The 13,542-nt window shown below is 63.4% G+C and carries 11 protein-coding genes; 7 read left to right on the plus strand and 4 right to left on the minus strand.

What is annotated here, in order from left to right; translation table 11 throughout:
• Positions 1 to 11 precede the first annotated feature (11 nt).
• The 7 genes from OXT71_08345 to OXT71_08375 all read left to right on the plus strand — a co-directional run bounded on the left by OXT71_08345 (position 12) and on the right by OXT71_08375 (position 9,042).
• Positions 12 to 1,772: a hypothetical protein gene (locus OXT71_08345; GenBank protein ID MDE2926392.1), complete on the plus strand. Its 1,761-nt coding sequence runs from the start codon at positions 12 to 14 to the stop codon at positions 1,770 to 1,772.
• Positions 1,773 to 2,051: 279 nt separating this feature from the next.
• On the plus strand, positions 2,052 to 2,615 hold the full coding sequence (locus tag OXT71_08350; GenBank protein ID MDE2926393.1) for a helix-turn-helix domain-containing protein: 564 nt from the start codon (positions 2,052 to 2,054) through the stop codon (positions 2,613 to 2,615).
• Positions 2,612 to 3,211, plus strand: coding sequence for an RES family NAD+ phosphorylase (locus OXT71_08355; GenBank protein ID MDE2926394.1), 600 nt, complete (start codon positions 2,612 to 2,614; stop codon positions 3,209 to 3,211). The genes OXT71_08350 and OXT71_08355 overlap by 4 nt, the downstream gene beginning before the upstream one ends.
• 330 nt (positions 3,212 to 3,541) lie before the next feature.
• A complete protein-coding gene (locus OXT71_08360; GenBank protein MDE2926395.1) occupies positions 3,542 to 4,414 on the plus strand; it encodes an extracellular solute-binding protein in 873 nt (290 codons plus the stop codon).
• 6 nt (positions 4,415 to 4,420) lie between these two features.
• The gene (locus OXT71_08365; GenBank protein MDE2926396.1) at positions 4,421 to 6,049 is read left to right on the plus strand and encodes an iron ABC transporter permease; all 1,629 of its coding nucleotides are present in this window, start codon (positions 4,421 to 4,423) and stop codon (positions 6,047 to 6,049) included.
• Between the two features lie 3 nt (positions 6,050 to 6,052).
• Positions 6,053 to 7,105 carry an ABC transporter ATP-binding protein gene (locus OXT71_08370; protein ID MDE2926397.1) on the plus strand — a complete coding sequence of 351 codons (1,053 nt, stop codon included), beginning with the start codon at positions 6,053 to 6,055 and terminating at the stop codon, positions 7,103 to 7,105.
• Between the two features lie 395 nt (positions 7,106 to 7,500).
• Complete coding sequence (locus OXT71_08375; GenBank protein MDE2926398.1) at positions 7,501 to 9,042, plus strand: ankyrin repeat domain-containing protein; 1,542 nt, start codon at positions 7,501 to 7,503, stop codon at positions 9,040 to 9,042.
• A 110-nt stretch (positions 9,043 to 9,152) separates the two neighbouring features.
• Here OXT71_08375 and OXT71_08380 read toward each other — a convergent pair whose 3' ends face one another.
• The 4 genes from OXT71_08380 to OXT71_08395 form a co-directional block, all read right to left on the minus strand.
• On the minus strand, positions 9,153 to 10,211 hold the full coding sequence (locus OXT71_08380) for a hypothetical protein (GenBank protein ID MDE2926399.1): 1,059 nt from the start codon (positions 10,209 to 10,211) through the stop codon (positions 9,153 to 9,155).
• Between the two features lie 75 nt (positions 10,212 to 10,286).
• On the minus strand, positions 10,287 to 11,450 hold the full coding sequence (locus OXT71_08385) for a Xaa-Pro peptidase family protein (protein ID MDE2926400.1): 1,164 nt from the start codon (positions 11,448 to 11,450) through the stop codon (positions 10,287 to 10,289).
• A gap of 28 nt (positions 11,451 to 11,478) precedes the next feature.
• On the minus strand, positions 11,479 to 12,249 hold the full coding sequence (locus tag OXT71_08390; protein ID MDE2926401.1) for a maleate cis-trans isomerase: 771 nt from the start codon (positions 12,247 to 12,249) through the stop codon (positions 11,479 to 11,481).
• Positions 12,242 to 13,507: a hypothetical protein gene (locus OXT71_08395; protein ID MDE2926402.1), complete on the minus strand. Its 1,266-nt coding sequence runs from the start codon at positions 13,505 to 13,507 to the stop codon at positions 12,242 to 12,244. The genes OXT71_08390 and OXT71_08395 overlap by 8 nt, the downstream gene beginning before the upstream one ends.
• Between the last annotated feature and the right edge of the window lie 35 nt (positions 13,508 to 13,542).

Here is a 13,542-nt window from a genome sequence, read left to right on the forward strand (position 1 = left end):
GGGATATATTTATGAAGCCATCCGCTCCAGCTCTTCAGAAAGATCTTCGTTACGAACCCAACGAACGGCCCCCGAACCTGCTCTCCCTGGGACTCGGATTTCAGCTTGTCCTGCTCACTATCGGCGGGATCGTCCTGACTCCGGCGATCATCATTCGCGCGGCCGGCGGGGAGGACGCCTACATGACCTGGGCCGTCTTCGCCGGGCTCTGCGTCTGCGGCGTGTCCACGATCCTCCAGGCCGTCCGCGTCGGACGGTTCGGTTCCGGCTACGTCCTCCTGATGGGAACCTCCGGCGTCTTCATCGCCGTGTCGGTGACGGCGCTGACGGATGGGGGACCCGGACTGCTGGCGACCTTGGTGGTCGTCTCGTCCATATTTCAATTTGTTCTGGCGTCGCACCTGTCTTTGCTGCGTAGGGTCATTACGCCGTTGGTGGCGGGGACCGTGATCATGCTGATCTCGGTGACCATCATGCCCATCGCCTTCAACCTGGTGGCCGACGCGGCGGAAGGGGCGGCCTCCACGGGTGCGCCTGTAAGCGCGGCGGCGACCCTCGTCTTCACGGCAGGTCTGGCCCTCTTCTCCAAGGGCAGCTTGCGGCTCTGGGCACCCGTTCTGGGTGTTACCATCGGTTGCATCGTCGCCTCTTTCTACGGTCTCTACGACGTCGCTCGAGTCGCCGACGCTGCTTGGTTCGGAATGCCCACGAGCGGTTGGCCCGGTCTCGACCTGACGTTCGGCGCCCCATTCTGGACCTTGCTCCCGGTCTTCGTTCTGGTGACCGTGGTAGGCGCCATCGAAACCGTCGGCGACGCCATCGGAATCCAGCAGGTCTCATGGCGGAGGCCGCGGGCGACCGACTTTCGCGCGGTGCAGGGGGCCGTCGGAGCGGACGGCGTGGGCAATCTCCTGTCGGGCCTGATGGGGACCGTGCCCAATACGACCTACTCCACCAGCGTCGCCGTCACCGAGCTGACCGGCGTCGCCGCGCGCTCCGTGGGGGTCTGCATCGGAATCCTCTTCTTCTCCTTTGCCTTCCTTCCCAAAGTGACGGCGGTGATCCTGGCGATTCCGGACCCGGTGGTGGCGGCTTACATCCTGGTGCTGATGGCCGTCCTGTTTGTCCTGGGCATGAGGATCGTGGCGCAGGACGGCCTCGACAGCCGCAAGAGCGTGGTCGTCGGGCTGTCTTTCTGGCTGGGCGTCGGCTTTCAGAATCAGCAGATTTTCGCGGACTACATGGACGGCACCCTGGCGACCATCCTGGGGAACGGCATGGCGGCCGGCGGATTGGCCGCGATCGTGATGACGGTGGCTCTGGACCTGGCCAAGCCGAGAAGGAGGCGGGTCAAGGCCATGCTCAGCCTCGATTCGCTGCCGGAGATCGACGGGTTCATCTGCAAGTTCGCCGCCGCCAAGGATTGGAACGAGGCGTCAACGGAGCGGCTCCGGGCCGCCGCGGAGGAATCGGTCCTGAGTCTGATTCCGGAGGGGGAGGCGTCTGAAGCGGCAGAGGCCCGGCACCTGTTGCTCCTGGTCCGCGGGGACGGCCGCGGGGCGGAGTTGGAATTCATCGCCTCGGCAGTGGAGGGGAATCTCGAGGACCGTCTGGCGCTCCTGGGCCAGTGGGCGAGGCGATCGGTCGACCGCGAGTTCTCGCTGCGGCTGCTCCGCCACTACGCCAGTTCGGTGCGCCACCGGCAGTACCACGACACCGACGTCGTGACGGTGCGAGTCGACGCGGACGCCCCGGTGAAGAGCGGGGGGTGAGGCGTCCGTGGCGAACGCCACCGAAGCCAGTCCCGAGGCAGGGAGTTCGCCGGTGGTTCCTCATACGATTTTCTCCGCCGGTGAGGAATCGATCTCCCATCGCCAAAAACTTTATCTACTGGCATTTCTGGTCGTGGAGGATCCCGCTCGTATCGAGTGCGGGGACCGGATCTTATTGATATGAAGATCGTTTCCAAGACGGATGACATAGTGGACATACTGGACATATTGAGCGCTAACGTTATAGGGTCTTTTCCAACAAAAAAGGGAAGGTAACCGATGAATAGAACGTCCGGACCGACGACGCAGGCCGGCAAATTCCGTATTGAGGGTCTTGTGGGTCTTTCTAGAGCCGCGGAAAACTTTCTTCACGGCCACCCACGGGAAGCCCGTATGGTCGTGAGTGTTGCTCTGGAAACTGCCGCCGCCCAACGGGATGCGTATGGGCGTAGGGCCGTCGTCAACGTTCCCGGTCGACTTGAGCCTTTCATCGTTCGCCGGCGCATGAGCCCGGATATGATCGGGGTTTCAACAGCCGCAAAACGCCTGAAGGTTTCGCGCACGACGATCTATGCGTGGGTGGAACAAAAAACGCTGCTCGCCTGGAAGTCAACAAAGCGTGGTCTGACAATTCCGGCCGCGCAGATTCTTGGCCCGGGGAAGGTGGTTCCGGGACTCGCCAGGGTTATGGGTATCATTGAAGATCCCGAATTAGCTTGGGAGTTTTTGACCCAGGAATGGCCTTTTTCCGACCGTGTCGCGCGTCCTCTTGAGGAATTGATGGCAGGGCGGATAGAGGATGTCGTAGACGCAGCACCCGGCTTCGGTACGGACTTCACTTGAACCGACCCGCCTATCCGCGCGACCGGATCGAAGCTGTACTTTTCAGGGCGAAGCTGCCACCCAGCTATCGGATCGTACCTGGCCGCTATGTGGCGTCACCGATGGGCACCGCGTCGGCCGACTCCCGATTTTGCTCCAAGACTGGAGTCTATACGATGCTCTATGCCTCGCCCGACTTTGCTACCTCATTCATCGAAACGGTTGTGCGGGATCGATTCGTGCGACGGCGAAGGCGTGAGATCCTCCTCAAGGAAGTGACCGAACGAGTTTGGGCCTCGATTGCGACGAAACCGAGAATAGGACTGACGCTGCTTGATCTTCGTCATGATGGGTGCATCTTGATCGGTGCACAGACCGACACGGTAAATGCCCGCAATCATGCTGCCGGCCGCGCCTTTGGGAAGGCGATTTATTCCGATCATGACGACATCGACGGCTTGGTATACGCGTTCCGTTTGACTGGTAGTGACGTCTACGCTGTGTTCGACCGCGCAGTAGGCAAGCTTGAACTGACGGCTTCAGGACTGCTGCCGGATCACCCGGAACTGCCGGATGTGTTGGGGAAACATGGCATCGGCTTGGTCCTTGAACGGTAGCGGGGGTGGACCTGTTTTACGGTCTGTGAACGGCCTGCCGGGCAGTCAGAGATCAATGGTTTTGTCGTCAGACCTTTGAGGTTGCGGAGTTGACCAAGGTATTGATGAGGTGCAAGACGCTCCTTCGTCCAGGCTGCAGTTGATTGTGAAATTGAAATTCAGTTTCATGTACGGGCAGGTTAGAGAAGGAGCCTCAACATTATGAACGCGAATCCCCGTCGATTTGTCATCCTTGCCGCGATCTCATTGTTGTTGACCGGCATCGCGAGTGCACAAGAGGTCAACGTCTACTCGACGCGCTCCCACTACGGGTCCGAGCCCGCCTTCGAGTTGTTCACCGAAAAGACCGGAATCAAGGTCAACTTCTTCATGGGCAACAACAACGAGGTCTTCGAACGGCTGCGGGCCGAGGGTGCCGACACCCGGGCCGACGTCATGGTGACGGTCGACGCGGGCAATCTGTGGAACGCGGCCCGCGAGGGGCTCCTCATGCCCGTCGAATCCGAGGTTCTGATGGGGAACGTTCCGGCGCATCTCCGTGACCCGGAGAACCAATGGTTCGGCCTCGCTGTCCGCGCGCGCACCATCATGTACAGCACCGAGCGCGTGAAGCCTTCGGAGCTCTCGACGTATGCGGGGCTGGCGGATCCGAAATGGAAAGGCCGCATCTGTTTGCGCACGTCCAACAGCATTTACAACCAGTCCCTGCTCGCCTCGGCGATCGGAGTTCACGGCGAAGCGGTCGTGGAGAGGATGATTGGAGGCTGGGTCGCGAACGAGCCCGAGATCGTCAACTCGGATCGGCCCGTCCTCCGCGCCATCGCGGCGGGGCAGTGCGACGTCGGGATCACCAACAGCTACTACCTCGCGCGCATCCTGGCCAAAGAACCCGATCTGCCGGTCGCGGCGTTCTGGGCCAACCAGGAGACGACCGGAACCCACGTGAACATTTCGGGGGCGGGGGTCACCAAGTACGCGAAGAACAAGGAAAACGCAGTTCGACTCCTGGAGTTCATCACCTCCGTCGAGGCGCAAGAGACACTTGCCGCGAGCAGTTTCGAGTATCCGGCAAATCCGGCTGCGGAGCCGCACGCCGTTCTGAAAGGCTGGGGCGTCTTCAAGCAGGAGCAGGTGGGCGTCGCTGCGGCCGGTCAGAATCAGGTGGCCGCGATCAAGCTCGCCGACCGTGCCGGCTACCGGTAGTTTCTCATGGCTCGAAGCTCGCGAGCGCTCGCCGTCGGAGCATGGCTCACGGCCGCGCTCGTCGCGCTTCCGGTTCTCAGCGTCGCGCTCAATCTGACCTCTCCGCGGGGTGAGGTGTGGCGTCACCTCGCGGATACGATTCTCTGGGAGCTCCTTTCGAACACATTCTGGCTCCTGGTCGGCGTCGGCTCGCTCGCCGGCACCATTGGGACGGTCTCCGCATGGCTCGTCGCGACCCGTCGGTTTCCGGGCCGCGATATTTTCGAATGGGCGCTCGTCCTGCCGCTCGCCGTGCCGACCTATGTCATCGGCTTCGTGTTCGTGGCGCTCTTCGAGTTTGCGGGGCCGGTCCCCACGTTTTTGCGCGAGACCCTCCATATCGGTTGGCGATTTCCGAACGTGCGGTCCTACGGCGGCGTGGTACTCGCAATGAGCCTGGTCGTGTATCCGTACGTCTATCTGCTCGCTCTGACCGCGTTTCGCGAGTTGGGGGCGAACTTCACCGAGGCGGCGCGTAGCCTGGGCTGCCGACCGGCAGCCGTATTCCGGAGAGTCGGATTGCCATTGGCCCGACCCGCGATTGCCACCGGCGTCGCACTCGCCCTCATGGAGACGCTCGCGGACTTTGGAACCGTTTCCGTGTTCGGCTATCGAACGTTGACGACGGCCATCTATCGCGTCTGGTTCGGCATGTTCGACCGTGTCGCGGCGGGTCAGCTCGCGGTGGTGCTCATGCTGTTCGCGTTGATTCTCGTTACTCTGGAACAGCGGGCACGGGGTCGTATGCGATTCGTTCAAGCTCACGGGCGAAACGTCGCTCGAACGCTTCCGCCGCTCACGGGAACCAGAGGCTGGGCGGCGACGGCGTTCCTTTCCGGCGTACTGGCGGCAGGATTCCTTGTTCCCACCGGCGTTCTTGCCTTCTGGAGCCTCCGCGCCGCGGAAGGGTCGCTGCTTCCCGGAAACTTTCCGGCGCTCTTGCGCAACACGCTCGTCCTCGCGGCATCCGCCTGCCTGCTCGCGGTCGCGGCGGCAACCGTCCTCGCTTATGCGGCCCGCTTCACCCGTTCGCGTGCTTTGGCGTTCGGGACTCGGGTGGCGAGTCTCGGTTATGCAATACCCGGCTCCGTCATCGCCGTCGGCGTCTTGCTGACGCTCAGCCGCGTCGACGGCATCGTCAACGCCGCCCTCGGTTGGTTCGGAGACTTCGGAGCCGGCTTGCTTCTGACCGGCTCGGCGCTCGGCCTGTTGTTCGCTTATCTCGTCCGCTTCATCTCGGTAGCGTTCTTCCCGGTGGAGTCGGGGCTCACCCGGATCTCGGGTAGTATGGACGAGAGTGCGCGCGGTTTCGGCGCGGGACCGGCCCGCGTACTTGGGCTCGTTCATCTCCCGCTTCTGCGAGGCTCCCTGTTGACCGCTCTCATTCTCGTCTTCGTCGATGTGATGAAGGAAATGCCGGCAACAATGCTGATCCGACCGTTCGGCGTCGACACCCTCGCCGTGGAAGTGTGGCAGCGAACGGCCGAGTCGATGTGGACCGAAGCGTCGGCCCCGGCACTCTCCATCGTCGCAGCCGGGATCTTGCCCGTCATCGTGCTGACGCGGCTTCGGGGGATGAGCGAGGCGCGCCTGTAGACGATGTCGGACGTCTTCCTGTCCCTCCGTGGCCTCGACAAGACTTTCCAAGGCACGCCGGCGCCGGCCGTGTCGGACGTGTCGTTCTCGATGCCGAAGGGTGAGATCCTGGCGCTCCTGGGTCCCAGCGGGTGCGGCAAGACGACGACGCTTCGTCTGATCGCCGGATTCGAGACACCGGACCGCGGCACGATTCGCATTGGAGGTCGAATCGTGCAGAGCGGCGATATCGAGTGCCCGCCCGAAGAGCGCCGCGTCGGTTTCGTCTTCCAGGACTACGCGCTGTTTCCGCATTTGGACGTCCGGCGAAACGTCGAGTTCGGCCTGTCCGGACTCGCCCTCGGCGATCGCAGGAGGCGCGCTCGCCAGGCGATGGATCTTTGCGGCCTCGAGGGGATGGAATTACGCTTTCCGCACGAGCTTTCCGGCGGTCAACAGCAGCGCACGGCGCTCGCGCGGGCGCTGGCTCCAGGGTACGAGCTTCTATTGCTGGACGAGCCGCTGTCGAATCTGGACGCGGCCCTGCGCACGAGCTTGTGCAAAGAGCTTCGACGGATCCTGAAGCATGCCGGTCGCGCGGCCATCGTCGTCACGCACGACCGGGAGGAGGCCTTTCAGATCGCGGACCGGGTGGCGGTGATGCGCCATGGGCGTCTTGAGCAAGTCGGCTCGGCCCGCGACCTTCACGATCGTCCGGTCAGCCGGTTCGTTGCGGAATTCGTGCTGGACGCCACCTTCCTGGCGGGAGTCGTCGCGAGGCGGGGAGTCGAAACCGAGATCGGTCCGATTCCGGGTGCGGACTCGCTGGCGGCAGGGACGAATGTGGTTGTTGCCGTCAGACCGCAGCAGCTTGAACTCACACCGAGTCGCGACGGGTCAGGCGTTGTCGTCGAGCGCGTGTTTCGCGGCTCCCATGAACGCTATCGTGTGCGGTTGCCTTCGGGAACTGAGCTTGCGAGTTTCCAAACCCTGCGGACCGAGGCCTCGTCGCTGGACGTTGGCGAGCCCGTCGCCCTGAAGCTCGCCGACCCCGCGCCGCCCATTTTCGGCGAGTAGTTCCCGAAAATGCTGATTGTGCGGCCAGGCCAACGGCGCACGCTTTGGAATGCCCAGCGGGAACTTTCCATACGACCGAGCGGATGCTTGGCGAGAAGAGCTTTTTCATCAATCTCTCGTCGCCCTGGGTGAGAAGTGCGGGTTCAGCTACCGTGCCTGGCACGAACCACGAAAATCCCGATGATCTTTCCGGCCACGCCTGGCATCCAAGCTGATGCGGCACTCGGAATCGCCGGTTTTGGGCCAGCACGCAAGACCGGACGAGCCACGTCGTCAGGTTGTCTCACGGCAGACCGTCCGGCTAAAATATGCGCTCACCTCGACGGAATGGTGTAGGTGAAATCTGGAGGTGATTTCCAATGATCCGGGCACTGAATCAATCCAATAGAGTTTGTTTGCTTCTGCTTCTCTTACTGGTTGCGGTGAGCTGCTCCTCCAACGTCCGGCGGGAGATGGAGGATGCGGTGGAGGCCGGCGAGGCTTCCGATGTGGAAGACCTGATCGTGGACGGGGCCGACCCCAATCGCGTCTATGGCGGCAAGTCGCTGCTGGTCAGGGCGGCCGAGCAGGGACACGCCGGGGTGATCCAGGCCCTGGCGGCGGGTGGCGCCGATCTGTCCTGGGCGGATCCGGACGGAAAAACGGCCCTGATGCATGCGGTCGAAAAAGGGCACCTTGAAGCTGCGGACGCGCTCTTGGGACTGGGAGGCGAACTGGACGGCGAGGACCGCCGGGGAGAGCGGCCTCTGGCTTTGGCGGCCGCCGAGGGACAGACGGCCATGGTGGAATTCCTCCTGGAGAAAGGCGCCGACGCGGGGGCCAAAGACGCCGCGGGCCGGACACCCCTCATGCGGGCCGCGGAGGAGGGGCACACGGACGTGATCCAGGTCTTGGAAGGGGCCGGGGCCAAGGTCAAGGACTCGGACAACTCGGGTCGGACCCCTCTGCTTTTCGCGTCCACCGGCGGACATACGGCAATCGTCTCCGATTTTCTCTCCAAGGGGGCCGACGTCAACGCCTACACCAAGATGGGATGGACTCCTCTCATGGTGGCATCGGGGGAGGGTCACCTGGAGACCGCGAAGGTTCTCTTGGAGAAGAAAGCCCGGGTCGATTACAAGGACGCGGACAAGCGCACCGCCCTGCTCTGGGCGGCGGGTCGAGGTCAGACTGCCATGATCGAGCCTCTCCTGGAGAATGGAGCCCAATTGGACGCCATGGACAACAATGGCCGAAACGCCGTCTGGCTCGCCGCCAGTCACGGCAACGACGAGACGTTGGCGCTGTTGCTGGAGAAGGGGCGAAAGAAATGGCCGCGATCTCTTCGGTATTTCCGGGACGCCGGCGATAGACGAGGCCAGACCCCACTCATGGCGGCGGCGGAAGGGGGTCACATCGGGAGCATGAATCTGCTCATCGACTCGGGTTCCAGAATCAGGACCCGCGCCCGGCGGTCCGGATGGACAGCCCTTCTCATCGCCGCAAACCAGGGTAAGACCGAAGCGGCCAAGCTCCTGATGTCCAAGGGGGCCAACGTGAACGCCAAGACCAAGGATGGTCTTCCGTGCTTGATGCTGGCTGTCAACGAAGGGCACGCCGACACGGTGGAGGCTCTGATTCAAGGTGGAGCCCGGATCAATTTTCGTCTCAACGCCGATTGGACTCCGTTGATGCACGCGGCTTCGGAGGGCAGGGAAAAGATCGTACGTTCGCTTTTGGCGGGAGGCGCCGAAATCGAGGCTACGAACTACAACGGCTGGACCGCTCTCATGCTGGCGGTTGCCGAGAAGGAACCCGAATGCGTCCAGGCCCTGATCGAGGGCGGCGCCGAGGTCAACATCAAGGGAAACGATGGCCGGAGTGCGCTGAAGCTGGCGGTTCAGCAGGGTTACGGACGAATTGTGGGGATTCTCACCGAGGCCGGAGCCACGCAATAGTCTTCAGGAGGGGACATTTCTGTCCCCTCTTCTTCTTTTTCATTCAAATATTCTTCAACTTCCCATTTTCAGGTTGCCCACGAATCGGCGGTTGGGAAACCGCCGCTCCATCAGCTTGGGTCGCGGAAGGTCAGGACTCGCTTGGGGTTCTCCACGAAGATCTGGTGGAGAGCCTTCTCGTCCACGCCCAGGTTCTTCAGGCGGGGCACGATGTTCTCCAGGATGTGCCCGTAGCCGTTTCCGCCGTAGGTGACCAGGTCGCACTGGAAGCAGCAATCCTGAGCCGCCGTGACGGAACCGGCGTAGCCGTCGGCCACCAGGGTGGCGATGATGTGGTTCCGCAGGTCGTCAGGCGGATGCTGGCGGCCCGCACCGGCAAAGTACATTTCCCGTCCGTAGGTGTCGAATCCCAGCATGCAACCGGTGTCGGCCAGGCGCTTGTACCGGTCCAGGTCTTCGCGATAGCGGTTCTCGATGTGGCTCATGATGACCCGGTCCGGTTGGACGCCCTCCTCCTTCAGCAGCTCGATGAGGGAGAGGGGTGAGTCGGGATCGTGACCGGGATGGACGGAGATGGGGGCGCCGGTTTCGAGATGCGCGCGGGCGCCTGCACGGAACGTCTTTTCCTCGTCGGGGTGCAAGGGCCAGGACGCCCCCAACTCGCCGATGAGGCCGGAGAGGACGTCGGTGCCGTGACCGCCGCGGGTGATGTCTCCCACGATCTCTTCCTGGATGTCCTCGATGGTCTTGGAGTCCATGTCCGGCGGATGTGAGGGATAGATGTAGTATCCGCTGCCGGCGATCACGTGCAATCCGGTTCTCTCGGAGATCCTCCTGAGACCGGCCGGGTTGGGTTCGATGCCGTTGATGGTGCAGTCCACCATGGCTCGTCCGCCCAGGTCCATGTAGAGCTCGACCTCCGAGGCGATGACGTCGTCGTCGTAGGACCTGAGGTTGGGCAGCGAACTCATGGTGTTGTTCCGGACCCAGCCCAGAGTGGACAGGCTCAGTTCCTGATCCGTGAGCCGTTTCCCCTTCTCGTCCTGAGGCGGCTGGTAGTAGCAGGTCAGGTCGAAATAAAGGTGCTCGTGAATCAGGGTCACCCCCAGGTCTTCGGGCTCGATGGGACCGGTCACCGTCTGAATCTTGCCTCGTAGCGCTTCGATCATGCTGTCCTCTCCGTTTGTCTTCGTTTGGGGTTGGATTTGGCGGTCTCCAGCCGCTGGGTCCGGGGCCCGTTGCTTCTAACTTCCGAATCTGACTTGCTGCAGCCGCGCCGGAGTCCGGGCCAGGGCTTCGGTCTCGTCTTCTCCTACCAGGATCGTCTGGCTCAAATTCACACCGTACTCGCCGTACTTGCGGACCGACATGGGCAGGTGGAAGGTCATGCCGGCTTCCAGTGGTCGAGGATTGTCGGTGCGCATGAGAAAGTCCACCTCTTCGATCCAGCTTGGCGGATAGCCGATTCCCACCGGATAGCCGAAGTTGTAATGGAAGACGTGGCCGGGAAGGACCGGCTCCAGGATCGCCAGCGCCGTGCGGGCCACGTGAGCGGCTTCGACACCGGGGCGCGCCTCCTCCCGTATACAGGCGAGCGCCGCGCGGCCGGCCGCCTCCACGCGTTTCATGTCGTCCGACGGCGGTCCCAGAACCGCGGTGCGCATGAGGGGCGCCACGTAGCGCCGCACCTGGGCCGTCAGTTCCAGGAAGACGGTCTGTCCCCGGCGCAGCGGCAATCCCATGAAGGTGCTGTGGGCGCTGCCGGCCCGGTAACCGGCGGCCACGATGGGTCCCCAGCAGACGGTGTCGCTCCCGTTGCCGTACATGGCCTCCATGATGGCCGCGGCCACGTCCGAATCCCGTTGGCCTTCCCGCATGGCGGCGTAGGCCGCCTCCACCCCCAGATCGGTGAGGATGGCGGCGCGGCGCATGCAGGCGATCTCGGCCGGCGACTTGACTAGGCGGGAACGTTCCACCACGCCGAAGGGATCCTCGATCCGCAAGTCGGACAATTCCCCTGCCAGGCGCCGGTAGTGGTCCGGCGAAACCGCCCGGTTGCGCCGCTCCAGGCCCAGTGTCCGGACCTTCAGGCGGCGCACCGCGTCCAGCGTGACTCGAAGCGGGTCTTCGAACGGTCCGTAGAACACCTGCCCCCGATGCCAGCAGGAGTTCGCTGCCCGGGCCTCCTCGAAATGGGAGGTGACCAGAATCGGGTCCCCGCCGGCAGGGACCAGAAGGCACTGGTAGTCGGAGAGGTTCTCCGTGTCCATTCCGGAGAGGTAGAAGACATTGTGGGGACTGAACAGGACCAGCGCGTCCAGGGACCTCGACGCCATGGATTCGTGGACCCGTTCCAGGCGGCGCCGGTACTCGGCGACGTCGAAGGCGGGCTCTCTGGGGATGGGCATGTCCGTTTTCTCCTTCGGGGTCGGGGAATCAGCCTCCGCTGGAATTCGACGCCGGGCCGGCGGTGCCGTGGTGAAACAACGAACCCATGGACGCATCCACCTGGAATGGTCCACCGCCGACGAGCCGAAGCGCTTGCCAGAGGGTCACCTGGTTCGCCGTCAGGACGGGCTTGCCACCGACCGCTTCCTCCAGACCGGCGACCCAGCCGGCCGAGTGCATGGCCGTGTCGGGAACCACGATGGCTTCGGCGTCCGGGTGATCGTTGCTCTGGACGAAGCGGGTGACCTGCTCCTGGTTCAACAGGGCCACCTCCACCCCGGTGACGATGCCCAGGCAGTCCAGGTGGACCGTCTCGACTCCGGCATCGGTGAGGAACCGTTTCAGCAGCAGGGTCACGTCCCGGGGATAGCTGGCGGCCACCGCAACGCGGCGAATGTTCAGGAAATGAAGGGCCGATACGAAGGCCAGCGAGGTGCTGGAGACCTGGACTCCCAGGTAGCCGGCCACCGGCCGGACCTGATCCCGGGCCCCGTCCAGTCCGTAGACGAAGCTGCCGCTGGTGCAGGCCCACATGGCGGCGTCCACCTTCTTGGGAGCCAATTCCCGGGCGCCCTCCAGGAGGCGGTTCACGTCCCCCGTAGCCAGGCAAGCGTCCTCGCGGTGGGCGTCCTCGGAAATGGTGGTGTGCACGACCTCCATCTCCACCCGGGGACGGACCATGGGAGCCATGCGGGGGTAGTCATCTTCGGCCGAATGAAACGGATAGAGGATTCCGATGCGCGCTGACTGATCAGTCATGAGATTTGGCAGCGATTGTCTCCGCCTGCTTCGGCAAGCACAACACCAGCGTCAGCGACAGCGCCGCCATGGCCAAACCGAATCCGAAGCTGGCGGGAAAGCCGAAGGCGTCGGCGAGGGCGCCGTGGAGCGCCGGTGCGAAGGAACTGACGGGAAGCACCAGTGAAAGGAAGGCGTTGTTCCGGGCCGCCGCGGCCGCCGCGGAGACGCTGATGACGTAGTTGGGAAAATAGGCGCCGGCCAGTTCGCCCCCGCCCATGAAGGCGAAGGCCATCAGGAAGGCGTGGCCCGGCACCACCCAGGCCCAGAGGATCCCTGCCGCCGTGAGCAGGACCGTCGTCACCAGGGGCGCCCGGATCCCCCAACGAATCATGATCACTCCCAGGGCGAAACCGGTGACGGCCTTGAATCCGAAGCGGAGGGCGTTCATGTAGCCGGCGTAATCCTTGGGATCGGCCCCCAGGGCCTCCCGGCTGTAAAGGGAGAGGTTGGTCGTGGAGTTCCAGGCCAGGAACAGGAACAGATACGCGATCCAGATCAGGAAGAGGGTCCGGCCCTGGAGATAGGACCGGAACGTGGTCTTCATGGTCTCGGCGAAAGGGGGTTTCTTCTCTGCGATATCCACCAGGCGGAAGCGCGTGGCCAGGAAGGCGACCCCTCCCGTGCAACCCGCGGCCATCAGGTAGAGGAGCCCGAAGTCTTTGGGATGGGACAGAGCCGGAATTCCGCCGCCGAGGATGAACTGGGCCAGCAGGTTGCCCACCACCGCCAGGATGGGTGTGAAGGCGAAGGTCCATTTCAGGCAGCGGGCCCGGCCCTTCAGGCTCGTTCCCCGCTTCAGGCACTGGTACATGTAGACGATGGAGGAGGAGTCCGCCAGTCCCAGGACCAGCCCCTGACCGATGACCACCCCCAGGCGGATCGAATCCGCCACCGGCAGGAAGAGCGAGAGCGCCACCAGGATCAGGGAAGAGGAGGTGATCAGATTGGCCGCCACCACCACCGTCCGCTCGAAGCGGTAGGCCAGGGTCCAGGAGAGGATGACGGGAAAGAAGAATCCCAGGAAATAGGCCGAGTTGGGCAGGTTGGCCACTGCCGCGCTGGCGCCCAGCTTGTCGCACAGAGCCGCCTGCACGATCCCGACGTAGACCACCGGCGAAGCGAAGTAGATCAGGAGATGCGAGATGGCGAAGACCCAGGAGTTGTGCCGGTCCATCTCCCGAGTGACCGCCTCGGGTTTCAGGGTCTCTGCGTTCACTGATTCCTCGTTTCCGCTCCTCGTGGGTCGAAGGG

The sequence above is a fragment of the Acidobacteriota bacterium genome, assembly GCA_028874215.1.
Classification (GTDB): domain Bacteria; phylum Acidobacteriota; class UBA6911; order RPQK01; family JAJDTT01; genus JAJDTT01.

Excerpts from the sequence above, each read along its gene's own strand:
- OXT71_08345 (MDE2926392.1), top strand. The coding sequence starts at position 12 with ATGAAGCCATCCGCTCCAGCTCTTCAGAAAGATCTTCGTTACGAACCC.
- OXT71_08370 (MDE2926397.1), top strand. The coding sequence starts at position 6,053 with ATGTCGGACGTCTTCCTGTCCCTCCGTGGCCTCGACAAGACTTTCCAA.
- OXT71_08390 (MDE2926401.1), bottom strand. The coding sequence starts at position 12,249 with ATGACTGATCAGTCAGCGCGCATCGGAATCCTCTATCCGTTTCATTCG.
- OXT71_08350 (MDE2926393.1), top strand. The coding sequence starts at position 2,052 with ATGAATAGAACGTCCGGACCGACGACGCAGGCCGGCAAATTCCGTATT.
- OXT71_08365 (MDE2926396.1), top strand. The coding sequence starts at position 4,421 with ATGGCTCGAAGCTCGCGAGCGCTCGCCGTCGGAGCATGGCTCACGGCC.
- OXT71_08380 (MDE2926399.1), bottom strand. The coding sequence starts at position 10,211 with ATGATCGAAGCGCTACGAGGCAAGATTCAGACGGTGACCGGTCCCATC.
- OXT71_08385 (MDE2926400.1), bottom strand. The coding sequence starts at position 11,450 with ATGCCCATCCCCAGAGAGCCCGCCTTCGACGTCGCCGAGTACCGGCGC.